Source organism: Amycolatopsis methanolica 239, from assembly GCF_000739085.1.
GTDB lineage: Bacteria > Actinomycetota > Actinomycetes > Mycobacteriales > Pseudonocardiaceae > Amycolatopsis_E > Amycolatopsis_E methanolica.
This window is the reverse complement of record NZ_CP009110.1, coordinates 3,436,884-3,463,578: the sequence shown is the minus strand read 5'-3', so window position 1 is coordinate 3,463,578 and position 26,695 is coordinate 3,436,884. Positions and strand designations below refer to the sequence as shown.

Here is a 26,695-nt window from a genome sequence, read left to right as displayed (position 1 = left end):
GGGTCACCCGGCCGCACGCACCAGCGCCGCGCCGTATAGGTCGTTATACGCCCGGCCGAGACTCGCGGTAGGCGTTGACCGACGCGGTGAGCCCGCGCAGCGTCGCGCGCAGTGCCTCCAGCTCGTCCAGCGGCAGGCCCATCGCGTCGCCGATCACGCCCGGCAGCGGCACGGCCTTCGACCGCAGCCCGTCGCCCTTGTCCGTCAGCCGGATGCACACCGAGCGCTCGTCGTCGGCGCGGCGCTCCCGCCGGACGAACTCCAGCTTCTCCAGTCTCTTGAGCAGCGGCGACAGCGTCCCCGAGTCCAGCGACAGCGCCTGCCCAAGATCCTTGACGGACAGCTCGCCGTGCTCCCACAGCGCCAGCATCACCAGGTACTGCGGGTAGGTCAGGCCCAGCTCGTCGAGCAGCGGCCGGTAGAGCGAGGTGACCGCGCGGGACGCGGCGTACAGCGCGAAGCAGACCTGATCGTCGAGCCGCGGTGCGGCCGGTTCGGCCATGACTCCTCCTTGGTCAGCACTCGATCATCCCCCATCGGCCGGTGGCGTGCCATCCAGGGGTGACACATGACATAGTACGCAATTCAGTTGTGCACAAGATATTTTGATGTGACAGATCGATCGCGAGCGACCCGGTCCCCGAAGCCTCAGGGAGACAGCGATGACCGCCAACCCGCACAACCTTGCGCCCCGCGGGCGCCACCGGCACGCTGCCCGTCGTCCTCTACATCCACGGCGCGGGCTGGGTGTTCGGCAACGCGCACACCCACGACCGGCTGATCCGCGAGATGGCGGCACCGGCACGGCCGTGGTCTTCCCGGACTACGACCGCTCCCCCGAGGCGCGCTACCCGGTCGCGCTCGAGCAGAGCTACGCCGCCGCGCGGTGGATCGTCGCCGAGGCCGACGCGCTCCGCGACGAGGGCGAGGCCTACGCGAACAAGCTGCGCCAGGCCGGCGTCCCCGTCACCGCCGTGCGCTACCAGGGCGTCATCCACGACTTCGTGATGCTCAACGCGCTGAGACCAACGCCGCGGAAGCCGCCATCAACCAGGCGGTCGCGGTGCTGAAGAAGGCACTGCAGGGCTGAATTCCCGAAGGAAGGGACCGAAGTAATCCTCGACGAGGTGGCCACCAAGACCGTCGCCACCGCACTCCAGCGGACGCTCACCGATCTGATCGACCTGGGCCTGCCGGCCAAGCAGGCGCACTGGAACGTCACCGGCCCGCACTTCCGCGCCGTCCACCTGCACCTGGACGAGCTGGCCGCCGCCACCCGCGAGCACGCCGACAGCGTCGCCGAGCGCCTGGCCGCGCTCGGGGTCTCCCCGGACGGCCGCGCGAGCACGGTCGCCGCCGAGTCCACGCTGCCCGGCCTGCCGGCCGGACCGCTGGCCGACCGGGCCGCGGCCGAGGCCGGCATCCTGGCCGCCACGATCACCGGCCTGCGCGCCGGGACCGCGGCCACCGGCGAGCCCGACCCGGTGAGCCAGGACCTCCTCATCGGCATCGCCGCCGACCTGGAGAAGCAGCACTGGATGTTCCAGGCCCAAACCCGCTGAGCACCGTCGGCGCCGGTCGCGTCAGTGACGCAGGTGCCGGGCCAGACCCGTCCGCGCGGTGAACCGGACAGGATGCGCGGGAGGACGCCTTTCGGAAGTGCTGCCGGAAAAACTGGCACTCCCGGGAATCCCTGCGTCAACCGGTCTCGTCGCGCTCCGCACCGGCGTTTCCGGTCGCGGCGATGACGCGGGCCAGCGCGGCGTGCAGCTGCTCCAGCTCGGCGACCTCCATGCCGAGCGTCTCCACGACCCGGTACGGGATCTTCTCGGCCTCAGCGCGCAGGTCCCGGCCGGACTCGGTCAGGTCGACCATCAGCGCCCGCTCGTCGGAGCGGTTGCGTTCCCGCGTCAGGTAGCCCAGCGCCTCCAGCCGCTTGAGCAGGGGCGACAACGTGGCCGGCTCCTGGCGCAGGGTCTCGGCCAGGTCCTTCACCGACCGGGGCGCGCGGTCCCACAGCGCGAGCAGCACCAGGTACTGCGGGTGGGTGAGGCCGTAGGGCTTGAGCAGCGGCCGGTAGATCCCGATGACGCTGCGGGAGGCCACGGACAGGGCGAAGCACACCTGCCGGTCCAGCGCCAGCGGGTTCTCGCCCAGGTCGATCGCGGTCATGTGGCCGAGCCTACTCCATCCGTGAGGGCACTGATAATTAACGCACTAACTTTTAGGGTACTGTGGGAGACGTGACCGAGCGCCGACGCCCCAATCCCCTCCAGTGGCTGTGGTACGCCCTCGGCGGCCGCCTGCCCGAGCAGCACCGCACCTGGGTCCTGCACGACGTGACCGCCAAGACCTGGCTGTGGCGGCACGCGGCGCGGGCCTCGGTGCTGCTCCTGCCCCTCATGCTGGTCTGGCTGCTGCTGCCCGGCCCGCTCACCCTGCGGCTGAGCCTGGTGCTCATGGCCGGGATCGTCGGGTTCTTCTACTCCCTCGTCTACGCCGAGGAGAGCGTCGAGAACCGGCTCCGCAAGCACGGCTACCCCTACGGCACCGCCCGCAAGGTGCGCGCCGAAGCCAAGGAGGAGGCCGAGCGGGAGGTCAAGGAGCGCTACATCGCGCGCTACCGCTCGCCGCAGTAGGCCACCAGCCGGTCCACCGTCCGGTCCAGCACTTCCGCGGCCGCCCCGCGGAACCCGTGCCCGGCGCTGGAAATGCTGCACCAGCTCGTGTGGTTCCGGGCCAGCGCGGCATCCCGCGCCACCTCGTAGGGCGCGTGCTCGTCGGCGTCGCCGTGCAGCACCAGCGCGGGCACGGTGCTCGCCAGGAACGCCCCGTGCGGGTCGAGCACCGGCTGCCACAGCACCACCCGGACAGCCGGTCGCCCAGCTCCGGCAACGACAGGGTCGTGCTCACCGCGCCGAAGCTGGACGCCGCCACCGCGACCCCGCGGCCCCGCGCGGCCGCGATCGTCACCCGCGGCCGGCCCGCGCTCACGCCGTGCCCCCGGAACGAGAGCCGCAGCACCTCGAAGCCGTGCCCGGTCAGCCTGCCCGCCAGCGCGTCGAACAGCCCGTTCTCGGTCAGGTCGCCGGTGATCCCGTGCGCCAGCACCACCACCGGGCCGTCCCCGGGGTGCCGACGGGCGTCGAGTGCCAGCCCGTCGGCCGTCAGCAGCTTCACGGCAGGTAGAGCACGGCGGTCAGGATCATCCCGCCCAGCGCGACCACCCAGGTGTAGGGCAGGGTCGGGATCATCGCCCGCTCCGGCCGCACCCCGGCGTACTGCGCGCTCCACACCGTCTGGGTGCTCGTCGGGTCGGAGACGCTGAACATCTGGTTGTAGGAGGCCATCAGGCCGACCACCGCGGGCATCGGGTAGATCCCGCCGGACACCAGCACGCCGGCGACCCCGGCGCCGAGGCCGAACACGTTGAGCGGCCGCGGAACAGGCACAGCGGCACCAGCACCGTGAACACCAGCACGAACGCGATCGCGCCCGCCGGGCTGATCGCCGACACGATCGGCGTCAGCGCGGACTTCGCGCCGGGCAGCTTCACGGCGGCCAGCAGCATCCCGATCGCGATGAACAACACGATCGGCGGCGCGGCCACGTCGAACGCCTTGTAGAGTGAGCGCAGCGCCTGCCCGTTGAGGTTGCCCCACCGGGTGGTGGTCAGCAGCGCGAACAGCACACCCGCCAGCAGCGACGGCACGATCGGCACCTTCGCCCCGAGCGCGAGCACGATCGGCACCAGCGGGGTGAGCAGCGCGTACCAGGGCGCGTCGCCGCGCCGGACCCACGCGCTCGGCCGGGCGGCCTTGACCGACCACGTGCGCCGGGCGCCGCGGCGGCGGGTCTCGGTCGCGGACCTGGTGTGGTCCCACGCCGCGGCGCAGCGCGAAACCGCCCAGGTGCCCGGCGACCTCGCCGACGTTCCACTCCACCGGATGCAGCCGGTAGCAGCCGTTGGTGATGTGCGTCGTGCCGATGTTCTTCGCGCCCGGCACCAGGTTGCGCACCCGCCGCGGCAGCAGCGCGCCGAGCGGGATCTCGAACGGCACGCTGGCGACGTCGACGTAGTTGTCACCGGAGGTCGAGGGGTGGAGGTCGATGCGGTAGCTGCCGATGCCGACCGAGTCGGCGTGCCGCTTGCGCCCGTGCGGGCCGAGGACGTCCAGCGAGACGTCCTGCTCGGTGACGGTGGTGACCGCCTTGATCCGCCGCGATTCCCGCACGTACGCGGATTTCGCGAGGCCGTCCGCGGTACCGGTGACGTCGTGCCGCAGCTTCAGCCCGGGGAAGCCGGTGCCGCCGTCCGCGCGCGGCGCCTCGGTCCGCGGCCAGTACAGCACTGACAACGACAGCTGCTTGGCCTCGTGGTGGGCGCGGGCGACGTCGTCCGGGCCGGTGTGGCCGTCGATCTCCAGCGCGGGCCGCAGCCAGTAGTCGTTGAGCGGCCAGTTGACCAGGGTGATGTCGGAGTCGAACGCCCCGGCCTCGTGCAGGCCGCGGGCCAGGATCCGGCGGAAGCCCCACAGCTCCTTGTCACGGGCGTCGGCGCTCTGGTCGGCGGTGATCGCGAGCGGGTCGCCGTCCGGGTTGGGCACGAAGGTCCGCTCGACCGGTTCCAGCGTGCGCGGGTCGGGCGCGCGGAACCCCAAGCAGCGGGCCGGGCCAGAACTCCGGGGTGCAGGACCGCCAGAAGTCGTACATCTCCGGCCGGTCGATCACGTGGTCCTGCCCGGCGTGGTGGAACAACGCGAAGCAGTAGGTGATGCCCTGCAGGTTGGCCGGATCGGCGTGCTCGGGGGCGTGCGGCTCGCCGTGCTCGTCGCGCGACTCGGCGCCCACGGCGAACTCGGTGCCGGTCATCGGCAGCAGGTCGCCGTTCTCGGTGGCGTCCAGGACGTAGCCGGCGCGCACGGTGGTGCGGGCGCCGTCCCGGCCCTCCAGCGTGACCGCGTCCACGCGGTCGCCGGTCGTCTCGGCCGCCACCGGGCGGTGTTCGAGCAGGACGGTGACGCGCCCGGCCGCGCGGTGCGGGGCGAGCATGGCCTCCAGCACCGCCAACGCGACCCGCGGCTCGTGGCACAGCTTGCTGACCCGGCCTGAGCCGGGGTTGGGGTCGGTCAGGCGCGCGGCCTCCGCCCGCAGCTGGTAGTGGCGCCGGTAGTAGCCGCGGATGCCCTCGCGCAGGCGGCGGTAGGTCGCGGTCGAGCCGAACCGCTCGATCCACGGGTTCTCGTCCGGCGGCACCGCCTGCGCGGTGAGCCGGCCGCCGAGCCAGTCGGTCTCCTCGGTGAGCACGACCCGGTGCCCGCCGCCCGCCGCGGCCAGCGCGGCGGCCACGCCGCCGAGTCCGCCGCCGACGACGAGGATTTCGGTGTCGAGTTCAGGCATGGTCCCTCTCCGGTGCGGGGCCGGCGGTCGTGCCGGCCACGGGCGGGCACCGCAGCAGCTGCTGCGGCGTGGTCCCGGTTTCGGTGATCAGGTCGACGAGCAGGCGCACGGCGCGCCGGCCCATCTCGCGGCGCGGGATGTCGAAGCCGCTGACCGGCTCGTCCCCCGGCGGGCGGCCGAGCACCGCGAGCGACAGGTCGTCCGGTGTGGACAGTCCGGCCGCGTCGAGCGCCCGGCGCACCGCGGTGTAGGCGGCACCGGTGTCGGTTTCCTCCACGTCGATCGCGGTGATGCCCTCGGCGAGCCAGCCGCGGACCGTGTCCGTGGTCAGGGCGGGCCCGTCGAGGCGGACGATCCGCGCGTCCGGCGCCGCCTGGCGGAGGCCGCGTTCACGGTCGGCCGAGGAGGGTGCTTCGTCGGCTTCCCGCACGTACAGCAGGTTCCGGTGTCCGAGCCCGGCGAGCCGCGTGGCGACCTCGGCCGAGGCCGCCACGTAATCCGCGCCCACGAACGGGATGCGGCCGCCGAGCTCCTCCCGCCGTCCGATGTAGACGAGCGGGAAGCCGGAGTCGACCAGCTTCGCGATCGGTTCCTCGGGCACGTGCCGCCCGAAGAACAGGCAGCCGTCGGCGACGCGGGTGCGCCGGATCGAGGCCTCCCCGGACGCCTCCGCGCCGCTCAGCCCGGTGAACAGGATCAGATCCTGGCCGAGCGCCGCGGCCTCCTCCTCGACGCCGACCAGGATCGGGTAGTAGGAGTCGGCCACCTCCATCGGGAACGTGGCGCGGAAGGTGTAGAGGCCGAGCATGTTCGAGGGCGCCGACGCCAACCGGGTCGCGACCGGGTGCGGCACGTACCCCAGGTTCTCGGCCACTTCGAGGACCCGGCGGCGCGTCGACTCGGCCATCCGGACCCCGGACCGGCCGCCGAGCACGACCAACACCGTGGCCTGCGAGACGCCGGCGATGCGGGCGATGTCGGCCTGCCGGGGCATGTCACGCCTGGACGGCATGCGACCTCCCGCTGTGGCTAATGCGGATTAGGCGAGGCTCTGGCACGAGGAGAACAGTGTCAAGGAACTTGTCCGACACCGGACGAGGACGGGACTAATACGTATTAGCACCTTGACGTCGCTCGAACAGGCCACGGACAGTCCCGTGTCGTCAACGCCGACGAAAGGGAGTCACCGAATGACCGAGCTCTCCCGCCGGGCCACGCTCAAGGTCGCCGCCGGGCTGGGCCTGGCGGCCTTCGCCGTCCCCGCCGTCCCCGCGCAGGCCGCCCCGCGGGCTTCCCCGACTACCGGTTCCTGCGCACCGCGTTCGACAAGAGCGCGCTCAAGTACAACCCGACCGGCGAGCTGATCTTCCCGTGCGTCCGCGGCACGGCCGGGTGCGCAACGCGCTGGGCCGCTACTACCTGTACTACGCGCCGCACGACGCGCCCGGCGGCATCTGCCTGGCCTACGCCAATTCCCTGATGGGGCCGTTCACCGAGCACCCGGCCAACCCGATCGTGTCCAACGTGTGGGCGCCGCACTACTCGGTCAGCCACATCTCGTCGCCGCACGTGATATGCACGCGCCGACGCAGGAGATGTGGCTGTACTTCCACGGCGAGAACACCACGACCCGTCTCGCCCGGTCGAGCGACGGCATCAACTTCACCCACGACAAGGTCGTGCTGTCGGCGTCGATGCTGCCCGCGGGCACCAGCGAGACGTCCTACGCGCGGGTGTTCGAGCACAGCCCGCCCGCGCTGGGCGCGAAGTACGTGATGGTCTTCATGATCAACAACCAGACCAACCGGCGCACGATCGGCTGGGGCTGGTCGGCGGACCTGGGAGTTCGCGCAGGAGCCGCTGATCCGCCCGGAGGACGTCGGCGCGCGCGACATCAGCGGGCCGTCGGTGGTGAAGCGCGACGGCAGCACCTACGTGGTGTACCACTGCAACATCGAGGCCGGCGGGTCGATGCTGATCACCGAGGTGGGCAACGACTTCAGCCTGCGACGGCACCTGGGCGTGTTCCACGCGCCGCTGCCCGGAGCACCCGACAACGGCCGGTGCGCGTCCGCGTCGTTCGGCACCGAAAACGGCGTGGAGTACATGCTCTACGAGGCCGGCGCCCGGCTGGAGGGTTCGATCGCGATCGCGCGAGCGGTCTAAGCCTCGATGGCCTGGTGGGCGCGGCGCAGCTGGAGGGCGAACCAGAGGGCGCCGGCGCCGCGCAGCACCAGGGCGATTCCGAGCCAGATCGCGAGCGTGAGGACGGTCAGGCCGGGCCACACCAGCGCCACCACCCCGATCAGCAGCGTCACCACGCCGAGGCCGAGCCACAGGCCCCACATCGGCAGGCGCCGCCGCCACGCGAGTGACGCCGCGATCTGCCCGGCGCCCGCGACGACGAACCCGACGCCGACCACCACGGCGAGCGTGAGCAGGGTGATGCCCGGCCAGGCGAGCGCGATCACCCCGATCCCGATCCACACCACCCCGAGCAGGTAGAACGGCCACCGGGTGCGGTGCCGGTCGGCGGTGAGGATCTCGTCGAAGCCCTCGAACAGCAGGGCGATCGCGATGATCACGGCGAGCGTGCCCACCGCGACGGCGAGGTTCACCAGCAGGAGCACGCCCAGCACCGCGGTGGCCACCCCCAGCAGGGCGACCATCCACCACCGCCCGGTGACCCGCCGCAACTCGCCGCCCGTCGACTCGCCGAGCGTCACCCGGAACGCCCCGTAGGGCTGGTGCACGGCCATGACGGTTCCCCTTTCCGCAGCCGGAACAACCACGGTAGGCCTCCCGGCCGCCACCCCGCCACCGCAGAGCTCACCCCCGCGAATTCCGCATCCGCGCCCCAGAGTCAGCACCAACTGGTCCGGTCGCGGCGGCAGGCGAGCCGGGCCTCGGCACCGTGCGCCGGCGCGCACCCGGTGACCGTCCGCACCGGCGGCTCCTCCGTCGGAGGCGGGTGGATCACCGGACCAGCGCCCCGCGGCTCCCCCGTCGTCACCGCAGCGGGCACGGCCGGCGGCCCGAAGGGAGGAGATTAGTCCCTCCGCCGCCCGGGTAACTCCTGCGCCGTGGACACGGCAGGCAAGATCACCAAGGCCAGCGAACCCGACCGACCGACCCGCCCGCGCCGGCGACCCAGGACCGCGAGAGCGTTGACCTGCCTGGGAATCCTGCTCTCCTCGGCGCTGCTGCCGGGTGCCGTGACGCAGGCCGCGCCCGCCCCGCGGGTGCTGCTCAACGAGGACTTCCCGGACCCCGACGTGCTCAAGATCGGCACCGACTACCACGCGTTCGCCACCACCGGCCCGCCCGGCCGGATCCCCGTCGCCGTCGCCAAGGACGCGGACGGGCCGTGGCGGGTCACCGGCGACGCGCTGGCCGCCGATCCGTCCTGGGTGGACCCCAAGGGCGGCTACTGGGCGCCCGACGTCACCCGCCGCGCGGACGGCACCTTCCTCATGTACTACGCGGCGGTGTCCAAAACGGACCGGCACCGCTGCATCGGCACCGCCGTCGCGAACTCCGTGGCAGGCCCCTACCAGCCGGCCGGGGACGCGCCGCTGATCTGCGACCCCGGCGACCAGGGCGACATCGACCCGCAGACCTTCCAGACCCGCGACGGCACCCGCTACCTGCTGTACAAGGCCGAGCACCCGGGCGGCGGCGCGTCGGCGATCTTCGTGCAGAAGATGACCCAGGACGGCGCCGCGCCCGCCGGCCCGCGCACCGAGATCCTGCGCGCGGACCGTCCCGAGGAGAAGGGCATCGTCGAAGCGCCGGTGATCACCCAGCGCGGCGGCCAGTACGTGCTGTTCTACTCCGCCGACGACTACCGCGACGCCGGCTACCAGACCCGCTACGCCACGGCGTCCTCGCTGACCGGCCCCTACACCAAGGCCGACCGGCCGCTGCTGACCACGGACTCGATCGGCCACGCCGCGGAAGGACCGGGCGGGGCGGACGTCGTCGGCGGGCGGATCTACTTCCACGGCTGGCTGGGCGGCCAGCGTGCCGCACGCGGCCTGTTCGGCATGAACCTGGAGTTCGTCAAGGGCGTGCCGCAGGTGTCCTAACCGGACTCCCCCGCGAACCGCGCCTCCAGATCGGACACCTCGGGCAGCCCGATGAGGTCGGTGAACTCGCCGAACGACGGCAGTCCGGGCAGCGCGGCCGCGGGCGTCCCGTCCCGGCGCACGGCGTCCAGCAGGGCGCGGACACCCGCGGTCGCGGCGAGCAGCGTGCCGATCGGGTACAGCACGAGCGAGAAGCCCAGCTCGCGGATCCGCTCCAGGGACAGCGGCGGGGTGCGGCCGCCCTCGGCCCAGTTGAACACCAGCGGGGCGACCCCGGACAGCTCCCGCGCGACGGTGGCGATGTCCTCCTCGCTGGTCGGGGCCTCCACGAACAGCAGGTCGGCGCCGGCTTCGGCGTAGGCGCGGGCGCGGTCGACCGCGTCGGCGAGCCCGTGCACGGCGGCGGCGTCGGTGCGCGCGATCAGCACGAAGTCCGGGTCCCGGCGGGCCGCGGCGGCGGCCCGGAGCTTGCCGGCCATCTCCTCGCGCGGGATGACGGCCTTGCCGCTCAAGTGGCCGCACTTCTTCGGGCTGACCTGGTCCTCCAGGTGGATGCCCGCCACCCCGGCCTGCTCGTAGGCCTGCACGGTGCGGACCACGTTGAGGGCGTTGCCGTAGCCGGTGTCGGCGTCGGCGATCACCGGCACGTCGACGGCCGACACGATGCGCCGCGCGTTGTCGATCATCTCCGTGCCGGTCAGCAGGCCGACGTCGGGCCGCCCGATCAGCGAGGCGGTGGTGCCGAACCCGGTCAAGTAGACCACGTCGAACCCGGCCTGCTCGACCAGCCGCGCCGTGAGCGCGTCGTAGGCGCCGGGCGCCACCAGCGGCCCCGGCTCCGCCAGCAGCTCCCGCAACCGCTTCCTCGGCGCGGGCCCGGGGCCCAGCAGGTCTCCCACCACGTCCTCCTCGTGCTCGGTCGGCCCGGCGTCCGTCACCTACGCTAGTCCGCAGGGCGGCAGGCTCACCGAGTGGACAACGGCGCAACGTTCGTGCAACGTTTTACCTGTCCGGGTTGTCGAGTGAGGGGTGGCTGGATGCGGACCGTGACGGGCCCGGCGGACCGGATCGTCGTGGTGGGTGCGGGGCTGTCCGGGCTGGCGGCGGCGCTGCACCTGGCCGGGCGGGGACGGCAGGTGACCGTCGTCGAGCGCGCCCCGGTGCCCGGCGGCCGGGCCGGGCGGCTGGACCTGGACGGCTACCGCGTGGACACCGGGCCCACCGTGCTGACCATGCCCGATCTGGTCGACGAGACCCTCGCCGCGGTCGGCGACAGCCTGGCGAACCGGCTCGACCTCGTCCCGGTCACCCCCGCCTACCGCGCCCGCTTCGCCGACGGCAGCAGCCTCGACGTGCACAGCGACCCCGAGGCCATGACCGAAGCGGTGCGCGCGTTCGCCGGACCGTCCGAAGCGGACGGCTACCGCCGGCTGCGCCAGTGGCTCACCCGGCTCTACCGGACCGAGTTCGACCGGTTCATCGGCGCCAACTTCGACTCCCCGCTCGCCCTGGTCACCCCGCACCTGGCCCGGCTGGTCGCGATGGGCGCCTTCGGGCCGCTGGACCGCAAGATCGGCCGCTTCCTCCGCGACGAGCGACTGCGCCGGGTGTTCTCCTTCCAGTCGCTCTACGCCGGGCAGTCCCCCCAGCACGCGCTGGCCGTGTACGCGGTGATCGCCTACATGGACACCGTGGCCGGGGTGTTCTTCCCGCGCGGCGGCATGCGCGCGCTGCCCGACGCCCTGGCCGCGGCGGCCGCGGACGCCGGGGTGGAGTTCCGCTACGGCGCCGAGGTCACGGCGCTGCGGCGGTCCGGCTCGCGGGTGACCGCGGTGGAGACCACCGGCGGCAGCCTGCCCGCCGACGCCGTCGTGCTCACCACCGAGCTGCCCACGGCCTACGAGCTGCTCGGCCGGACCCCGCGCCGGCCGGTGCCGCTGCGGCCCGCGCCGTCCGCGGTCGTCGTGCACGTCGGGACGCGGCAGCGGTGCGACACGGCGCACCACACCATTCTGTTCGGCGCGGCGTGGCGGCGGACGTTCCACGAGCTGATCCACGAAGGGCGGCTGATGAGCGATCCCTCCCTGCTGGTGACCCGGCCGACGGCCACCGACCCCGCGCTCGCGCCGGACGGCCGCGACCTGCTCTACGTGCTGGCGCCCGCGCCGAACCTGCGGCGCGGCCCGGTGGACTGGGACCGCGTCGGGGACGCCTACGCCGACGAGGTCCTCGGCCACGTCGCCGAGCGGCTGCTGCCCGGGCTCGGCGACGGCATCGAGGCCAGGCACGTCGTCACCCCGGCCGACTGGGCGCGGCAGGGCATGCTGGCCGGCACCCCGTTCGCGCTGGCGCACACCGTCGCGCAGACCGGCCCGTTCCGGCCGCGCAACCTGGTGCGCGGCGCCGGCAACGTCGTGCTCGCCGGCGGCAGCACCGCCCCCGGGGTGGGCGTGCCGACCGCGCTGGTGTCTGGACGCCTCGCCGCCGACCGGATCACCGGCGCCCGCGTGACCCGTCCACTGGTGGCGGCGCGATGACCGGGGCCCTGGACGCCGCCGGGATCACCGAGCCACGCCTGCGCGAGGCCTACGTCCGCTGCCGCCGCCTCAACGCCGAGCACGGCCGCACCTACTACCTCGCGACGCGCCTGCTGACCAAGGCGCAGCGCCCGGCCGTGCACGCGCTCTACGGGTTCGCCCGCTTCGCCGACGACATCGTCGACTCCGCTCCCCCCGGCAGCGATCCGGCGCGGCGCCTGGAAGCGCTTTCCGCGGAGCTGTTCGCCGGCCTGGACAGCGGCCGCAGCGACGACCCGGTCCTCGCGGCCGTGGTGGACACCGCCGGCCGCTACGGGATCCGCCGCGACCTGTTCACCGCGTTCCTCGACTCGATGCGGATGGACCTCACCGTCACCGGCTACGCCGACCGCGCCGCGCTGGACCGCTACGTGCACGGCTCGGCGGAGGTGATCGGCCTGCAGATGCTGCCTGTGCTGGGCACCGTCGGCGAGCAGGCGGAGGCCGCGCCCTACGCGGCGGCGCTGGGCAAGGCCTTCCAGCTGACCAACTTCCTGCGTGACGTCGCCGAGGACCTCGACCGCGGCCGCGTCTACCTGCCCGCCGACGAGCTCGCCGCGTTCGGCGTCGACCGCGACCTGCTGCTGTGGTGCCACCGGCACGGCCGCACCGACCCCAGGGTGCGCGCGGCGCTGGCCGCCCAGCACGCCACCACCCGCGAGGTCTACGCCTACGCGCGGGCCGGCATCGACCGGCTGCACCCGGTGTCCCGGCCGTGCATCGCGACCGCTCTGGTGCTGTACTCGGAGATCCTGGACCGGATCGAGGCGGCCGAGTTCGCGGTGTTCGCCCACCGGGCCCGGGTCGGCCGCGCCCGCCGGGTGCGGCTGGCGCTGTCCGGGCTGGCGCGGGCGATGTGGGCGCGGCGCGGCCGGCGCGCGGCGGACCTGACCGCGGCCGCGACGGAGAGGTGGGCGTGAATGGACCACTACCAGTACCTGCTCGTCCTGGCGGGGTGCCTGGCGATCACCCTGCCGCTGGAGTTCCTGGGCGCGCGCGTCTACCGGCGCCCGGTCGCGCTGGCGCGCGCGGTGCTGCCGGTCGCGCTGGTGTTCCTCGTGTGGGACGCGATCGCGATCGCCGCCGGAGTCTGGTGGTACAACCCCGAATACGTCACCGGGGTGCGGCTGCCGTTCGCCGTCCCGCTGGAGGAGCTGCTGTTCTTCCTGGTCATCCCGGTGTGCGGGGTGCTGACCTACGGGTGCGTGCAGGCGATGCTCGGCCGCCTGCACGAGCTGCGGAAGGTGCGGCGGTGACCGGGCTGGGGTACACGCTGCCGTCGGTGCTCGCGGTGATCGCCGTGTGCGCATGGGAGCTGGCCTACCTGCGCACCGGGTTGTTCCGCAAGCCCGCCTACTGGATCTCGATGGCCATCGTGGTCGGCTTCCAGATCCCGGTAGACGGCTGGCTCACCAAGCTGAGCGCGCCGATCGTGCTGTACGCGCCCGAGCACACCAGCGGGCTGCGCTTCCCGTGGGACATCCCGGTCGAGGACTTCCTGTTCGGGTTCGCCCTGGTCACCGCCGTGCTGCTGCTGTGGGAACGGCGCACCGCCAAGGAGGAGGCATGACCGTGGACCGCACCGGCCTGGCCTGCCACGAGGTGCCCGGCGCGTTCGACACCGGCGCCGCCGCCTACGACCGGCTGGTCGGCGCCAACCCGGGCTACCACGAGCACCTGCGCCTGTCGGCCCGCCGGATGCGCCTGCCCGGCGGCGGCCGGGGCCTGCGGCTGCTCGACGCGGGCTGCGGGACCGGCGCCTCCACCGCGGCGTTGCTGGCGGCCGCGCCGCACGCCGAGATCGTCGCCTTCGACGCCTCCACCGAGATGCTCGCCCAGGCGCGGCGGAAGTCCTGGCCCCCGACCGTCCACTTCGTCCACAGCCGGGCCGAGGAGCTCGCCGGATCCGGGATTTCCGGGCCGTTCGACGGGATCTTCGCCGCGTACCTGATCCGCAACCTCGCGGATCCGGACGGGCAGCTGCGCGCGTTGCGGGCCCTGCTGAAGCCGGGCGGCACGTTCGCCGCGCACGAATACTCGGTGCGCGACTCGCTCGCCGCCCGCCTGGTATGGCACGCGGTGTGCTGGAGCATCATCATCCCGGCGGGCCGGGTGGCGACCGGCGACGCGACGCTCTACCGGCACCTGTGGCGCAGCGTCCTCGCCTTCGACGGCGCCGCGCGGTTCCGGCAACGGCTCGCGGGCGCGGGGTTCACCGCCGTGCACAGCGAGACGATGACCGGCTGGCAGCGCGGCGTCGTGCACACCTTCCTGGCCACCAACCCCGGGGAGCCCGCGTGACCGACCGCCGCGCCGTCCGGCACCGCGCCCCCGTCGGCGCGCCGGACGCCCGCACGCTGCCGCACCGGCCGGAGGTCGTGGTGGTGGGCGGCGGGATCGCCGGGCTCACCGCGGCCACCGGGCTGGCCGAGCGCGGTGTCGCCGTCACGGTCGTCGAGCGGCAGGACGAGCTCGGCGGGCGCGTGTCGGCGTGGACCGACCGGCTCGCCGACGGCAGCACCGTGTCGATGAGCCGCGGCTTCCACGCGTTCTTCCGGCAGTACTACAACCTGCGCGCGCTGCTGCGCCGCGCCGACCCGGGCCTGTCGCGGCTGCGCCCGGTCGCCGACTACCCGCTCGTCGACGGCGAAGGACGCCGCGACACCTTCCGCGGGCTGCCGAGCACGCCGCCGTGGAACGCGCTCGCCTTCGCGTTGCGCAGCCCCACCTTCCGCGTCCGGGACCTGCTGCGGCTCAACGCCCGCGCCGCCGCGCCGCTGGCCGCGGTGTCGGTGCCGGGCACCTACGACCGGCTCGACGACGTGGACGCGGCGACGTTCCTGGAGCGCATCAACTTCCCGCCGGCCGCCCGGCACCTGGCGTTCGAGGTGTTCTCCCGCAGCTTCTTCGCGCCGCCGTCGGAGATGTCGGCCGCGGAGCTGGCGACGATGTTCCACCTGTACTTCCTCGGCTCGTCCGAGGGGCTCGTGTTCGACGTGCCGGACTCGGCCTACGACACCGCGCTGTGGGAGCCGCTGCGGGCGTATCTGGCGGGTCTGGGCGTGCGGTTCCGCACCGGCACCGAGGCCGGAGTCGTGGCGCGCGACGGCTCGCGCTGGTCCGTCGACGGTCTCGCCGCCGACGGTGTGGTGCTCGCGGCGGACGTGTCCGGGCTGCAGTCGATCGTGTCGGCGTCGCCGGATCTCGCCGACGGGGACTGGCGGTCGCGGGTGCTCGGGCTGCGGATCGCGCCGCCGTTCCTCGTGCACCGGCTGTGGCTGGACCGCCCCGTCGCGCCGGACCGCCCCGCGTTCCTCGCCACCGGCGGGCTCGACCCGCTGGACAACATCAGCGTGCTGGACCGGTACGAACGGGAGGCCGCGACCTGGGCCGCCGAGCACGGTGGGTCCGTCGTCGAGCTGCACGCCTACGCCTGCGCCGACGAGGTCGTCGCGCTGCGCGAGCAACTGGTCGACCGGCTGCACCGGCTGTACCCGGAGACCGCGGGCGCACGGATCGTCGGCGAGCTGGTGCAGTGGCGGCGGGACTGCCCGCTGTTCGGCGTCGGCGACTTCGCCCGCCGCCCCCGCGTCCGCACGCCGTTCGACGGGGTCGTGCTGGCCGGGGACGGGATCCGCATCGACCTTCCGGTCGCGTTGATGGAACGCGCGGCCGCGACCGGCTGGCACGCCGCGAACTGCCTGCTCGCGCGGTGGGGGCTGGCCGGGCACGAACTGACCACCGTGCCGGTCCGCGGGCGGTTCGCACCGCTGCGGGCCCTGGCCGCGTTAGGAGGGTGAGATGTCACCGCGCTGGCCCCGGAACTGGCCGCTGCAACCGATCCCGCGCACGCCGTGGGCGCGTCAGGAGCCCACGTACCGGGACGCGAAGCCGTCGCTCATCGAGGCCGCGCTGAAGCGGGCCGAGGCGCGGCCGTCGGGGAACTGGTACGTGTTCGCGGCGAGCCGGGACGTGCGTGGCGACCGGCCCCACGGGTTCTCGGTGGCGGGGATCGAGCTGGTCGCGTGGCGGGACCGGGCCGGGAAGCTGCTGGTCGGGCCGGGGGCGTGCCCGCACCTGGGCGCGCCGATGGCGCTGGGCTCGGTCGACGACGGCGGCCTGATCTGCCGGTGGCACGGGCTGCGGCTGGACGAGCGGTCGTGCCGTCCCGCGTTCGACGACGGGGTGCTGGCGTGGGTGCGGCTGGATCGCGCCGGCGGCGAGGAGCCGTTGCCCGCGCCGGTCGTCCCCGCCCGGCCTGGTGGTGGGGTGGACGCGGTGGCGCGCCTGGAGGGTGTGTGCGAGCCGCGGGACGTGATCGCCAACCGGCTCGACCCGTGGCACGGCTCGTGGTTCCACCCGTACTCGTTCACGCGCCTGAAGGTGCTGTCCGCGCCCGCCGAGGTCGACGTGGCCGAGGAGGACGACCGGTTCCTCGTCTCGGTGACCTTCCGCGTCACCCCGACGCTCGGCGTGCCGGTCCAGGCGGAGTTCACCTGCCCCGGCCCGCGGACGATCGTCATGCGCATCACCGAGGGCGAGGGGGCCGGCAGCGTGGTCGAAACGCACGCCACGCCGCTGGGCCCCGGCCGCGACGGCCGCCCCCGCACCGCCGTGATCGAGGCCGTGGTGGCGGCGTCGTCCCGGCCCGGCTTCCGGCTCGCGCGCACCGCCGCGCCCGCGCTGCGCCCGCTGATGCGCCACGCGGCCGCCCGGCTGTGGAAGGACGACCTCGCCTACGCCGAGCGGCGCTACCAGCTACGCAGCGAGGGCTAGCCCTCGCGCGACACGCGGGTGTCACCCCGGCGGTGTTGCAGGTGGCAGTGGCAACCGCACGTGCGCCGCGCGCACGATCACGACCGCGCCGCCACCGCCGCCACCCGCGGCGCCTCCGCCACCCGCCCGGCTGCCTCCGGCTGCGGGCCCAGCATCCGGGCCGGCTGGAGGCGGCGCTGTTCGGACGGTCCGCCGCGCACCGGCAGCACCCGCACGCCCGCCGGCGCCACCGGGGCGAGCGAGGCGGCCGCTGTGGTGATGCCACATCCCGCCGCGACCAGTTGCAGCTTCGCCAGCCAGTCGCGCGCGGTGTAGGCCTCGGGGCACTCGTCAAGGCCCGGCCAGACCCCCAACACCCGGTCGTCGCCCGTGCCCGCGATCCACCGCTGCCCGTGCAGGTCCGCGATGTCCACGAACTCCCCGCGCGCCAGCGGGTGCGCCGCGGGCACGGCTGTGGTGGGACGTGCGCGACGCCCCGGCGCCCGCGCAGGGCCGGGACCGCGCTGCTGGACCTCGTGCTGAACCCGGTGCAGCCCGAGCACTACGGCGAACTCGTGCGGTTCGGGCAGGTGGTGCCGTTCAAGCCGGAAACTGTCGGTGGGCGTCCCTAGAGTGCCCCGCATGAACGAGCGCGTGCCGCTGGACGCGGCGTACTGCGAGGGGTGGGATCCGCAGACCCGCCGGATCGTCGGACGGCTGACCACGGCCACGGCCCGGGACCGCGACGGCCGCGGCGAGCAGTACGCCGTCGCGTTCGCCGCACCGGGCGCGCAACGGCCGCAGGCGATGCTCGAAATCGCCTGGGCCACCGATTCGCGCGGTTCTGGCGCTTCGACCGGGCAGGCAGGCGGGACCGCGAGATCGAGTTCCGCCTCCTGCCCGACCGGCGGCTGTTCTGCCTGCGCTCCACCGCCTGGCACTACGCCGACCCGGACCAGGCCGAGTTCGACGACCGGCACGTCCGCCACAGCACGTCCGCGTTCCGCCCGGAACGGCACGGTCCGCACCATCACCCACATCCCCGGCAGCCACACGAGCGAGGCCACCGAGCGGAGGCCGGCCGACGGCCTGCACCTGCCCGCTCCCCCGTTCGGCGAGTGGGCGGACTTCCTCGGCCAGCCTGCCAGGACGCGCGAGCACCACGGCCCGGACGAAACGGCCGACCCGCTGTGGCGGCCCGCTGTGGCGGCCCGCGGCCCCGCTCCAGCCGCGCCACGCGGACCTGCTCTTCCGGCCAGGACGCTGGTCGCTGTCGGACCGGGAGGTCGAGACCGAAGTGCGCCCCGCCGGCGTCGTCCGGCTGACCAGCGGCCGGGTGGTCGCCGCGGACCCGGGGTGGCTGGACAACCGGCTCGAACCGTTCACCGCCACCGTCGCGCCGGGCGAGTACCCCGTGGACCTCGCGGTGGTGCGGTTCGCCGGCGATCCCGGCCACGAGCGCGTGGCCGCGGCCCGGCTGGCCATCTCCCCGGAACCCGTGGTGTCGCGGGAACCGGCGCTCGAACCGGGTCAGGATCCGCCGCTGCTCGGGGACGGGCAGTTCTACGGGTTCGGCGTGGACGCGGGCCTGGGGTGCTTCGTGGACGCCGACGCCCTCGCCGCGATGGAGGGCATCCTCGAGAACACGTTCGAGGACACCTTCGTCGGCCTCACCGGAGGCTCGGCCGCGCAGGTGGCCGATCCGGCGTCGGGCGCCACGCTCGTCGGGTTCCCCAGCGGCTGGGGCGACGGCTCGTACCCGACTTGGATCGGCCGCACCGCCGGGGGCGCGATCGCCTGCTTCGTCGCGGACTTCCTCGTCCTGCACGACGCGGAACGGGCCCCGGCGGTCGCCGTTCAGTAGCGGTAGGCGGTCGCCTTGCCGGTGGCGAAGGAGAACACGATGTAGCCGCCCTGGAAGTCGCTGCGCCGTCCGCCCGCGACGCCGTACTCGTCGCTCGTCGGGTAGCCCAGCCAGGACGTCTCCCAGCCCAGCGAGGCCCAGTGCGAGCGGATCACGCCGTAGATCGCGTGCGCGCCGGTGCCGGGCGACCAGTAGACGGAACCGCCGCCGCTGCCGTTGAAGTGGTTGTAGCGCCCCACTCCGTCTGGGGTGACCAGCTCGTTCGTCGTCGGGTAGCCGAGCGGGCCCGCTTCCCAGCCGAGCGCGCTCCACCGCGCCCGGATGGCGCCGTAGATCGCGTGGGCGCCGGTGCCCGGCGTCCAGTAGATCGAGCCGCCGCCACTGCCGTTGAAGTGGTTGTACCGCCCGGCCCCGTCCGGGGTGGCGCGCTCGTCGGTCGTCGGGTAGGCCAGCGGGCTGGTTTCCCACCCCAGCGCCGACCACGTGTCGCGGATCGCGCCCTGGACCGCCTGCGCGCCGGTGTCCGCCGTCCAGTAGATCGACGAGTTCCCGGTGAAATGGTTGTAGCGGCCCACGCCGTCGGGCGTCGCCTTCTGGTCCGTGCGCGGATATCCGAGCCCGGTCTCCCAGCCGCGCGCGGCCCACTTGTCGCGGATCGGCCCGAGGATGCCGTGGGCGCCGGTGTCCGCCGTGAAATAGATCGAGGCGTTCTCGCTGAAGTGGTTGTACCGGCCCACCCCGTCGGGCGTGCCGCGCTCGTCCGTCGTCGGGTAGCCGAACAGCGACGGCCCGCCCAGCGCGGTGAACGTGCCGTGGATCGCGCCGCGCACCCAGTACGCGCCCAGGTCCGAGCGCCACGCGATCGTCGAACCGCCAGCGCCGAAGGTCGTCGCCCGGCCGCCGCCCGGCCAGTCCGCCTCGACCGCGTACACCGGGCCCGCCGCGGCCGTGCCGACCGCGACCCACTTCTGGTGCACCGGGCTGGACCGCCAGTCCCCGGCCAGCTCCGTGGCGCGCGTGCGCAGCGCGGGCAGCTGGGCGTACCCGGCGTCGCCGGGGCACTCGGTCGCGCCGACGTCCCGGTGCCCGAACACGGTCGGCAGCGTCACCTCGGTGCCCGCCGGGTACTTCGACGTGCCGCCGCCCCGGCTGACGAGCGTGGTCGACCCGGACGGGTCGGTGTAGCCGTTGCCCAGCTTCCACGCGGTCAGGCGCGCCACCGCGTCCAGCGTCGCCTCCGTCGGTGCGACCGTGGTGTACGTGCCGAGCATCGAAATGCCGAACGTGGAGGTGTTGAACCCGCCCGCGTGCGCGCCGATCGTGGGCAGGTTCAGCCCGCCCGCGCGGCCCTCGAACACGGTGCCGCACTTGTCCACCAGGGCGTTGTAGCCGATGTCGCCCCAGCCGTTGGTGACCGCGTGGTAGTAGTAGATGCCGCGCACCAGCTCGGCCGACTGGTCGCAGGTGTAGTCGTTGCTGTTGTCGGTGTGGTGCAGCGTCACCGCCTTGACGGTGGGCGCGTACTCCGGCGTCCAGGTCATCAGCGATTCGTCGGCGCCCCACTGCGCCCTGGTCACGACGGCCGGCATCGACGGCACGCCCGTGGCCTGCGCGACCATCGCATCCGCCGGGGACGTCCCGGGGTCGACCAGCACGGCGGACAGCTCCGCGGTCACCGGCGCGCCGCCGCGTTCGGCGCGCACCTGCAGCCGGTCGGCCGGGCCGGTCCAGATCGGCTCGGTGGTGGACGGCGCCGGTGCCCCGTCACGGCCGGACTCCTGACGTGAGACCGCGCGCCAGTCGCTCCACCCGCCCGCCGTGGACCGCCACCGCACCGACACCGTGTCCGGCGCCGCGCCCCGCCAGCTGAGCCCGGCCAGCGAAAACTCCTCCCGCGCAGGCACTTCCCGAGCGCCCGGCGCCACCTCGGGCGCGTTCGCGAGCGCGACCGTCGACGCCTTCGGCGCGACCGGCCGGGCCGCGGGCTGCGCGGCGGCAGGCGCGGACAGCACGGCGACAGTCGCCGTCAGCACGCACAACAGGGATCCCCAGTGACGAGGGCGCACGCGAACTCCTTGGTGCAGGCCAGCAACACAAACGCGAGGAGCTTACGCGACGAAACGGATCACCGGGGCACGAAGATCCACGAATCTTTCACACCGGATCCCGGTGATCACGGTTGGGAAATCTCCGCCGTTTGTGTCCACAGTGGACCATTTCAACTTTCCCGGGCGTCCCGCTCGCGGCTGCCCCACCCTGACCGGGGGTGCAGCCTGCCTGGGGACGCTTGTCGCCGGGATGGTTGAGCGCACGGCGCCGGACCCGCGTGGCGGCCCGGTGACGGTCGCGCCGGGCGCGGACGGCGCGCGGTTCGAGCGGACGTTCCTGGACGGGCTCCACCGGCCGCCGCCGAGTGGTACGAACAATCACCCGAAGGGGCGGGAATCATTTCCAGGCTCCCGTTCCCGCAATTTCACTACCGGCGCCCACCTGCGAAAACCGGCCCGTCCAGGCTAGGCTCACCTAATTCCGCCGAATTGCCGCACACACCGGCCGGTGGCATTGTCCTGGGTACCGAACGATATCCCACCACCTGTCGTGAGGAGCGGTAATGACCACCAGCACCGAGATGCCCACCGTGGCCGAGTGCACCGTCACCGGGTGCTCGTACAACCACGACGGATGCCACGCCTACGCGATCACCGTCAGCGGCGAGAACGGCTCGGCGGACTGCGGCACCTTCGTGCCGCTCAACACCAAGGGCGGCCTGGACCGGGTCGTCGCCCAGGTCGGTGCGTGCTCCCGCGCGGACTGCACCTACAACTCCTCGCTCGAGTGCACGGCCTCGGGCGTCCGGGTGGGGCCCGGTTCCGGCGGCCACGCCGCGAACTGCCTCACCTACACCCCGCGCTGACCGCCCGGGGCGACGAGGGCACGGCCGCACGACGCGGTCGTGCCCTCGTGCATTTCCGGCGCGCCAGGGCGAGAATCTCCCGGCGGGCTGTCGAGTCGCGGGCATCCCGTTCGTCATCCGGGAATGAGGACGACCGGGAGGACCGATGCGCTACCTGTTGATGATCTACAACTGCGAGCGGGCGGAACCGTCGGATCCGGGGTTCGCGGAGGCTCTGGCCAGGGTGAACGCCTTCGCCGACGAGTTGCGGCGGCGAGCGGTCCTGGTCGCCGGCGATCCGGTGCAGGACGTGCACACCGCCACGACGGTCGCCGTGCGGGACGGGCGGACGCTCATCACCGACGGGCCGTTCGTGGAGACCCACGAGCACCTGGGCGGGTACTACGTGCTGGACTGCCGGGACCTCGACGAGGCGCTGGAGCTGGCCGCGCGTTGCCCGCTGGCCGAGACTGGCACCATCGAGGTCCGGCCGCTCGCGCACGTGCCCGGCGTCGACCACAGCCCCGCCGGTGCCGTCTGACGTCGTCGGGCGCGTCTACCGGGAGCACCGCGCCCGGATGCTCGCCGCACTCGTGCGGGTGCTCGGCGACTTCGAGCTGGCCGAGGACGTGCTGCAGGACGCGTGCACGCTCGCGTTGCGCGCCTGGCGGGACACGGTTCCCGACGATCCGGTCGCGTGGCTGCTCACCGCCGCCCGCAACCGCGCCGTCGACCGGCTGCGGCGCGACCGGACGGGCCGGGAGAAGGAGGAGCGGGCCGGCGCCGGGCGGCCCGCGGTGAGCGAGCTGGGCGAAGACCGGCTGCTCGCCGTGGGCGACGAGCGGCTGAGCCTGATCTTCACCTGCTGCCACCCGGCGCTCGCCCCCGAGGCCAGGGTGGCGCTCACGTTGCAGGCCGTCGCCGGGCTGACCGCGGCCCAGATCGCGCGGATGTTCCTGGTGCCGGAGGCGACGATGGCGCAGCGGCTGGTGCGGGCGAAGCGGAAGATCCGCGACGCCGGGATCAGGTTCGCCGTGCCTGCCGACCACCTGCTGCTGGAGCGGCTGTCCGGGGTGCTGTCGGTGGTGTACCTGATCTTCACGCGGGGCTACACGGCGGGGCCGGCAGGCACGTTGCGGGCGGAGGCCATCCGGCTCGCCAAACTGGTCGCAGCCCTGATGCCCCACGCGCCGGAAGCGCTGGGACTGGTGGCGCTGCTCCTGCTGCACGACTCGCGGGCGGCCGCGCGCCACTCCCCCGCAGGCGAGGTGGTGCTGCTGGCCGACCAGGACCGCGGCCGCTGGGACCGGGCCGCGATCGCCGAGGGGGTCGGGGTGCTGGACCGCGCGCTGCGGCTCGGGGCGCCCGGCCCGTACCAGCTGCAGGCGGCGATCGCGGCGCTGCACGCGCAGGCCCCGTCCGCCGAGGACACCGACTGGCCGGGGATCGCCGCGCTGTACGCGGAGCTGCTGCGGATCGCGCCGTCGCCGGTGGTGGCGCTCAACCACGCGGTGGCCGTCGCGATGACCGGCGGGCCCGCCGCCGGGCTGGCGCTGCTCGACCGGATCGAGGGTCTCGACCACTACCATCTGCACCACGCCGCGCGGGCCGACCTGCTGCGACGGCTCGGCCGCCCAGCCGAGGCCGCCGCGGCGTACCGGCGGGCGCACGACCTGGCGGCGAACCCGGCCGACCGGGCGTTCCTGGCCGCGCGGCTGACCGAGCTCGGCACGCTTCGGTCCACAGCGGACTGACGGCGCCAGGATTGTCCGGCCGGGGTGGCGCCGCTACCCTCGCGGCCATGCATCCGGTCCGGGAAGCCGTGGAGGCAGGCGACGAGGCCCGCATGGCGGCGTTGCTCGCGGACGACGTCGTGTTCACCAGTCCGGTGGCCTTCAAGCCGTACCGCGGAAAGGCCGACACCGCCGCGATCCTGCGCGCCGTGGTGCGGGTGTTCGAGGACTTCCGCTACGTGCGGGAGATCGCCGACGCCGGCGGGCGTGACCACGCGCTCGTCTTCGAGGCGACGGCCGACGGCAAGCAGCTCACCGGCTGCGACTTGCTGCACCTGGACGAGCAGGGCCGGATCGACGACTTGATGGTGATGGTGCGGCCACTGTCGGCGGCCACCGCGCTGGCCGCACGGATGGGCGAGCAGTTCGAGCGGATCAACGCGGAGGTCGCCGCCGAGCTCGGCGCCCGGTGAACCGCCGCGGGTCGGCCGAGCCGACGGTGGTGATCTGCACGCCGTCGATGGGGCCCCGACGGGGGCCTCCCCCGCGCCGACACCCGCTGAGCCCCGGCCATCCGCCGCCTGCGGATGGCAGGATGAACCCATGAGCAACGTGGAGGCGGACCCCGCCGAACTGGTGTGCGGTGACCCGCCCGCGCCCGCGCGCACCGTGACTGTGCTGACGCCCCGGGACGTCCCGCTGGGCGGACCGCGCGCGATGCGGGTGCGCCGCACCCTGCCGCAGCGGCAGCGGTCCCTCATCGGCGCGTGGTGCTTCGCCGACCATTACGGCCCGGAGGACGTCGCGGCCACCGGCGGGATGGACGTCGCCCCGCACCCGCACACCGGGCTGCAGACCGCGAGCTGGCTGTTCACCGGCGAGGTCGAGCACCGGGACAGCCTCGGCACGCACGCCTTCGTCCGCCCCGGCGAACTTAACCTGATGACCGGCGGGCACGGCATCGCGCACTCGGAGGTGTCCACACCGGACACCACTACGTTGCACGGTGTCCAGCTGTGGATCGCGCTGCCGGACGAGCACCGGCACACCGCGCGCGACTTCCGGCACTACGCGCCTCCGGTCGTCGAGGTGCCGGGCGCGGCAGTCCGCGTCTTCCTGGGCGGGCTCGCCGGCAGCACCTCGCCGGTCCCGACCTTCACGCCCCTGCTCGGCGCAGAGCTCACCCTGGCGCCCGGCGCGCGCCTCGAGCTGGACGTCGACCCCGCCTTCGAGCACGGCGTACTGCAGGACACCGGCGGCGTGACCGTCGCGGGCACGCAGCTGACCAGTGGCGACCTCGCCTACCTCGCGCCCGGCGCGGCCGCCCTGGAACTGGTCAACGACGGCAGCGGCCCGGCGCGGGTACTCCTGCTCGGCGGCACGCCGTTCACCGAGGAAATCGTGATGTGGTGGAACTTCGTGGGCCGCAGCCACGAGGAGATCGCCGCCTACCGCGAGGCCTGGCAGGCGGAGTCCGACCAGTTCGGGCGCGTCGACGGCTATCGGGGCGCGGTGTCCCGGCTGCCCGCGCCCGGGCTGCCGCACGCGCGCATCACACCGCGCCGGAACCCGACGGCGTAGCGCCGCGCAGCCGGGGGCAGTGGTTTTCCACTTGCCACCGCAGGGTAGACAGCACCAACCGCTTTGAGCAAACAGGGCGGAGAGGGGTGGCGGCACGTGGACATGTCGGATCCGGACCGCGCCGCGCTGGTGCTCGACTTCGAGCCCAGCGCCGTGCCCCCGCTGGTCGCGGTGCGGCGCTGGGCGGCATCGGCACTGGCGGATCTCGGGCAAGACCACCTGACGGCGGTGCTCCTGGCTGCCACCGAGCTGGTCACCAACGCCTACGACCACGGCGGCGGCCCCCGCCGGCTGCGGCTGCACCGGGACGAGGACCCCTGCCGGATCCACCTCGAAGTCGACGACGACTCCTCGCGGATGCCGGTGCTGACGGACAGCGCCCCGGCGGACCGGCGCGGACGCGGCCTGCACATCGTGAACGCGGTCGCCCGCGACTGGGGCAGCAGGCACGCCCCGGACGGCGGGAAGACGGTGTGGGCGACCATTGACTGCGCCGCCTACTGCTGGGACCCCTGCCCGACCGCACCGCCGCGCGAGGTGTGAGCAGCCCGGCTCGCGCCCGCCCGGATAACCTGGGTGCCATGACGGAAGCCGCGGTCACCCCGGACCCCGAGGTCGTCCGCGCGCTGCGGGCGCTGTCGAACCCGGTGCGCCTGCAGCTGCTGACCTGGCTGCGCGAGCCCGAGCGGCACTTCCCCGTCGAGCAGGCGATCGCCGATCCGGCCGAGGTCGGCGTGTGTGTGAGCCACATCCAGGCCAAGGCCGGGCTGGCGCAGTCGACGGTGTCGGCGTACCTGGCCGAGCTGCAGCGCGCCGGCCTCGTGCGCGCCACCCGGGTCGGCAAGTGGACCCACTACAAGCGCGACGAGCAGCGCATCGCCGAGCTGGTCGCGGTGCTCGGCAAGACCCTGTAGCGCTCCCCCGCCCCCGTGCCGGATCACATCGATAATCTGCGATACGTCGATCTATGATCTGGGCGCATTCGGCTTTTACACGTTCGACTTCGAACACCAGCCCGCCGGGCTGATGCGCGAGTCGGTGTGAGAACTGGAAGAGCAGGGCTGGCGCGCGTTCTGGTTCCCCGAGGTGGGCGGGCGCGAGGCGTTCACCCAGGCCGGCCTCCCGCTCGCGGCCACCGAGCGGCTGCGGGTCGTCAACGGCATCGCGCAGATCTGGTCGCACCCGGCCCACTCCGCACACGGCGCGGCCGCTCTGCTGGCCGACGCCTACCCCGGCCGGCACCTCCTCGGCCTCGGATTCGGCGGCGAGCCGCACCCCGGCGTCAAGCCGCGCACGGCCATGCGCGACTACCTCGACGAACTCGACTCGCGGAAACCCGCGGCGCCGATCCGTCGCATCCTGGCCGCATACGGCCCGAAGATGCTCGAACTCGCCCGGGATCGCGCGTTCCTGGCCGTCGAGCATGCCGTGCTGTTCGAGACGGATCCCGCGGCCGCCCGCACGGTCGCGCGGGAACACCTGCACACATACCTGACCACGCCGTACAACATCGCGAAGTTCCGGCGCCTCGGCTACACCGAGGACGACCTCGCCCGCAGCGGCAGCGACCGGATCGTCGACGATCTCGTCTTCTGGGGCGACCTGGCGACCATCACGGGCAAGCTGCGCCGGCACCTCGAAGCGGGCGGATCACGTCGCCATGCAGGTGATCGACATCGGACCGGGCGCGACCGCACGGCGGTTCTGGCGCGAACTCGGCGAGGCGCTCCTCCGTTAGTGCCAATCCTGTGGACTCCCTCAGGATGGATAGCGTAACTTCCCGTAGTGGATAGTAACGCTATCCG

Annotated in this window: 30 protein-coding genes and 1 pseudogene; 21 read left to right on the top strand and 10 right to left on the bottom strand. The window is 73.6% G+C overall.

Annotated features, from left to right (window positions below; all coding sequences use genetic code 11):
• Positions 1 to 43: 43 nt before the first annotated feature.
• A complete protein-coding gene (locus AMETH_RS16750) occupies positions 44 to 502 on the bottom strand; it encodes a MarR family winged helix-turn-helix transcriptional regulator (RefSeq protein ID WP_017982265.1) in 459 nt (152 codons plus the stop codon).
• Positions 503 to 684: 182 nt separating this feature from the next.
• Between AMETH_RS16750 and AMETH_RS36905 the strand changes: the two are divergent.
• Positions 685 to 1,090 (top strand): annotated as a pseudogene (locus AMETH_RS36905) (alpha/beta hydrolase); the annotation flags it as partial.
• A gap of 37 nt (positions 1,091 to 1,127) precedes the next feature.
• Positions 1,128 to 1,562 carry a Dps family protein gene (locus AMETH_RS16740; protein WP_017982264.1) on the top strand — a complete coding sequence of 145 codons (435 nt, stop codon included), beginning with the start codon at positions 1,128 to 1,130 and terminating at the stop codon, positions 1,560 to 1,562.
• 136 nt (positions 1,563 to 1,698) lie between these two features.
• On the opposite strand, the gene AMETH_RS16735 is transcribed toward AMETH_RS16740, so the two are convergent.
• Positions 1,699 to 2,172: a MarR family winged helix-turn-helix transcriptional regulator gene (locus AMETH_RS16735; protein WP_017982263.1), complete on the bottom strand. Its 474-nt coding sequence runs from the start codon at positions 2,170 to 2,172 to the stop codon at positions 1,699 to 1,701.
• 71 nt (positions 2,173 to 2,243) lie between these two features.
• Between AMETH_RS16735 and AMETH_RS16730 the strand changes: the two genes are divergently transcribed.
• The gene (locus AMETH_RS16730; RefSeq protein ID WP_017982262.1) at positions 2,244 to 2,639 is read left to right on the top strand and encodes a DUF5313 family protein; all 396 of its coding nucleotides are present in this window, start codon (positions 2,244 to 2,246) and stop codon (positions 2,637 to 2,639) included.
• Here AMETH_RS16730 and AMETH_RS40225 read toward each other — a convergent pair.
• The 4 genes from AMETH_RS40225 to AMETH_RS16715 all read right to left on the bottom strand — a co-directional run bounded on the left by AMETH_RS40225 (position 2,621) and on the right by AMETH_RS16715 (position 6,394).
• Complete coding sequence (locus AMETH_RS40225) at positions 2,621 to 2,866, bottom strand: alpha/beta hydrolase (RefSeq protein ID WP_017982261.1); 246 nt, start codon at positions 2,864 to 2,866, stop codon at positions 2,621 to 2,623. The two genes, AMETH_RS16730 and AMETH_RS40225, sit on opposite strands and share 19 nt — an antisense overlap.
• 310 nt (positions 2,867 to 3,176) lie before the next feature.
• On the bottom strand, positions 3,177 to 4,607 hold the full coding sequence (locus AMETH_RS41530; protein ID WP_267283434.1) for an FAD-dependent oxidoreductase: 1,431 nt from the start codon (positions 4,605 to 4,607) through the stop codon (positions 3,177 to 3,179).
• Positions 4,546 to 5,400, bottom strand: a complete 855-nt coding sequence (locus AMETH_RS41525) for an FAD-dependent oxidoreductase (RefSeq protein WP_267283433.1) — start codon at positions 5,398 to 5,400, stop codon at positions 4,546 to 4,548. The genes AMETH_RS41530 and AMETH_RS41525 overlap by 62 nt, the downstream gene beginning before the upstream one ends.
• Entirely contained in the window at positions 5,393 to 6,394 is a 1,002-nt protein-coding gene (locus AMETH_RS16715; RefSeq protein WP_017982260.1) for a LacI family DNA-binding transcriptional regulator, read from the bottom strand. Before AMETH_RS16715 ends, AMETH_RS41525 begins: the two co-directional genes overlap by 8 nt.
• A 914-nt stretch (positions 6,395 to 7,308) precedes the next feature.
• Here AMETH_RS16715 and AMETH_RS40220 point away from each other — a divergent pair.
• Entirely contained in the window at positions 7,309 to 7,566 is a 258-nt protein-coding gene (locus tag AMETH_RS40220) for a hypothetical protein (RefSeq protein WP_017982257.1), read from the top strand.
• Here AMETH_RS40220 and AMETH_RS16705 read toward each other — a convergent pair.
• Positions 7,563 to 8,159: an HdeD family acid-resistance protein gene (locus AMETH_RS16705; protein ID WP_017982256.1), complete on the bottom strand. Its 597-nt coding sequence runs from the start codon at positions 8,157 to 8,159 to the stop codon at positions 7,563 to 7,565. The two genes, AMETH_RS40220 and AMETH_RS16705, sit on opposite strands and share 4 nt — an antisense overlap.
• Positions 8,160 to 8,567: 408 nt before the next feature.
• On the opposite strand from AMETH_RS16705, the gene AMETH_RS16700 reads away from it, so the two are divergent.
• Positions 8,568 to 9,488, top strand: coding sequence for a glycoside hydrolase family 43 protein (locus AMETH_RS16700; RefSeq protein ID WP_223843169.1), 921 nt, complete (start codon positions 8,568 to 8,570; stop codon positions 9,486 to 9,488).
• On the opposite strand, the gene AMETH_RS16695 is transcribed toward AMETH_RS16700, so the two are convergent.
• A complete protein-coding gene (locus AMETH_RS16695) occupies positions 9,485 to 10,426 on the bottom strand; it encodes an isocitrate lyase/PEP mutase family protein (RefSeq protein WP_017982254.1) in 942 nt (313 codons plus the stop codon). The two genes, AMETH_RS16700 and AMETH_RS16695, sit on opposite strands and share 4 nt — an antisense overlap.
• Before the next feature lie 99 nt (positions 10,427 to 10,525).
• Here AMETH_RS16695 and crtI point away from each other — a divergent pair, with 99 nt between their 5' ends.
• The 7 genes from crtI to AMETH_RS16660 are packed head-to-tail and all read left to right on the top strand — an operon-like array spanning position 10,526 to position 16,840.
• Complete coding sequence (gene crtI, locus AMETH_RS16690; protein ID WP_017982253.1) at positions 10,526 to 12,025, top strand: phytoene desaturase family protein; 1,500 nt, start codon at positions 10,526 to 10,528, stop codon at positions 12,023 to 12,025.
• Positions 12,022 to 12,984, top strand: coding sequence for a phytoene/squalene synthase family protein (locus AMETH_RS16685; protein WP_017982252.1), 963 nt, complete (start codon positions 12,022 to 12,024; stop codon positions 12,982 to 12,984). Before crtI ends, AMETH_RS16685 begins: the two co-directional genes overlap by 4 nt.
• The gene (locus AMETH_RS16680) at positions 12,985 to 13,320 is read left to right on the top strand and encodes a lycopene cyclase domain-containing protein (protein ID WP_017982251.1); all 336 of its coding nucleotides are present in this window, start codon (positions 12,985 to 12,987) and stop codon (positions 13,318 to 13,320) included.
• Positions 13,317 to 13,634: a lycopene cyclase domain-containing protein gene (locus tag AMETH_RS16675; protein ID WP_017982250.1), complete on the top strand. Its 318-nt coding sequence runs from the start codon at positions 13,317 to 13,319 to the stop codon at positions 13,632 to 13,634. The genes AMETH_RS16680 and AMETH_RS16675 overlap by 4 nt, the downstream gene beginning before the upstream one ends.
• A complete protein-coding gene (locus AMETH_RS16670) occupies positions 13,631 to 14,365 on the top strand; it encodes a class I SAM-dependent methyltransferase (protein WP_017982249.1) in 735 nt (244 codons plus the stop codon). The genes AMETH_RS16675 and AMETH_RS16670 overlap by 4 nt, the downstream gene beginning before the upstream one ends.
• Complete coding sequence (locus tag AMETH_RS16665) at positions 14,362 to 15,864, top strand: FAD-dependent oxidoreductase (RefSeq protein WP_017982248.1); 1,503 nt, start codon at positions 14,362 to 14,364, stop codon at positions 15,862 to 15,864. Before AMETH_RS16670 ends, AMETH_RS16665 begins: the two co-directional genes overlap by 4 nt.
• 1 nt (position 15,865) lies before the next feature.
• The gene (locus AMETH_RS16660; protein WP_017982247.1) at positions 15,866 to 16,840 is read left to right on the top strand and encodes a Rieske (2Fe-2S) protein; all 975 of its coding nucleotides are present in this window, start codon (positions 15,866 to 15,868) and stop codon (positions 16,838 to 16,840) included.
• Positions 16,841 to 16,917: 77 nt separating this feature from the next.
• Here the strand turns inward: AMETH_RS16660 and AMETH_RS40215 are convergent, their stop codons facing one another.
• The gene (locus AMETH_RS40215) at positions 16,918 to 17,886 is read right to left on the bottom strand and encodes a LysR substrate-binding domain-containing protein (RefSeq protein WP_223843168.1); all 969 of its coding nucleotides are present in this window, start codon (positions 17,884 to 17,886) and stop codon (positions 16,918 to 16,920) included.
• Between the two features lie 230 nt (positions 17,887 to 18,116).
• On the opposite strand from AMETH_RS40215, the gene AMETH_RS16650 reads away from it, so the two are divergent.
• Positions 18,117 to 18,683, top strand: coding sequence for a DUF4241 domain-containing protein (locus AMETH_RS16650; protein WP_017982246.1), 567 nt, complete (start codon positions 18,117 to 18,119; stop codon positions 18,681 to 18,683).
• Here the strand turns inward: AMETH_RS16650 and AMETH_RS16645 are convergent.
• Positions 18,677 to 20,749 carry an N-acetylmuramoyl-L-alanine amidase gene (locus AMETH_RS16645; protein WP_026153105.1) on the bottom strand — a complete coding sequence of 691 codons (2,073 nt, stop codon included), beginning with the start codon at positions 20,747 to 20,749 and terminating at the stop codon, positions 18,677 to 18,679. The two genes, AMETH_RS16650 and AMETH_RS16645, sit on opposite strands and share 7 nt — an antisense overlap.
• Positions 20,750 to 21,294: 545 nt before the next feature.
• On the opposite strand from AMETH_RS16645, the gene AMETH_RS16640 reads away from it, so the two are divergent.
• The 8 genes from AMETH_RS16640 to AMETH_RS16605 all read left to right on the top strand — a co-directional run bounded on the left by AMETH_RS16640 (position 21,295) and on the right by AMETH_RS16605 (position 26,666).
• A complete protein-coding gene (locus tag AMETH_RS16640; protein WP_017982244.1) occupies positions 21,295 to 21,597 on the top strand; it encodes a DUF1540 domain-containing protein in 303 nt (100 codons plus the stop codon).
• Between the two features lie 145 nt (positions 21,598 to 21,742).
• Positions 21,743 to 22,117 carry a YciI family protein gene (locus tag AMETH_RS16635; protein WP_017982243.1) on the top strand — a complete coding sequence of 125 codons (375 nt, stop codon included), beginning with the start codon at positions 21,743 to 21,745 and terminating at the stop codon, positions 22,115 to 22,117.
• Positions 22,107 to 23,330 carry an RNA polymerase sigma factor gene (locus AMETH_RS16630; protein WP_017982242.1) on the top strand — a complete coding sequence of 408 codons (1,224 nt, stop codon included), beginning with the start codon at positions 22,107 to 22,109 and terminating at the stop codon, positions 23,328 to 23,330. The genes AMETH_RS16635 and AMETH_RS16630 overlap by 11 nt, the downstream gene beginning before the upstream one ends.
• Before the next feature lie 47 nt (positions 23,331 to 23,377).
• A complete protein-coding gene (locus AMETH_RS16625) occupies positions 23,378 to 23,782 on the top strand; it encodes a nuclear transport factor 2 family protein (protein WP_017982241.1) in 405 nt (134 codons plus the stop codon).
• Between the two features lie 130 nt (positions 23,783 to 23,912).
• Entirely contained in the window at positions 23,913 to 24,890 is a 978-nt protein-coding gene (locus tag AMETH_RS16620; protein ID WP_017982240.1) for a pirin family protein, read from the top strand.
• Between the two features lie 102 nt (positions 24,891 to 24,992).
• Positions 24,993 to 25,433: an ATP-binding protein gene (locus AMETH_RS16615; RefSeq protein WP_038533147.1), complete on the top strand. Its 441-nt coding sequence runs from the start codon at positions 24,993 to 24,995 to the stop codon at positions 25,431 to 25,433.
• Positions 25,434 to 25,471: 38 nt separating this feature from the next.
• Positions 25,472 to 25,804, top strand: coding sequence for an ArsR/SmtB family transcription factor (locus AMETH_RS16610; RefSeq protein WP_017982238.1), 333 nt, complete (start codon positions 25,472 to 25,474; stop codon positions 25,802 to 25,804).
• 172 nt (positions 25,805 to 25,976) lie between these two features.
• Positions 25,977 to 26,666: an LLM class flavin-dependent oxidoreductase gene (locus AMETH_RS16605; RefSeq protein ID WP_267283432.1), complete on the top strand. Its 690-nt coding sequence runs from the start codon at positions 25,977 to 25,979 to the stop codon at positions 26,664 to 26,666.
• Positions 26,667 to 26,695 lie beyond the last annotated feature (29 nt).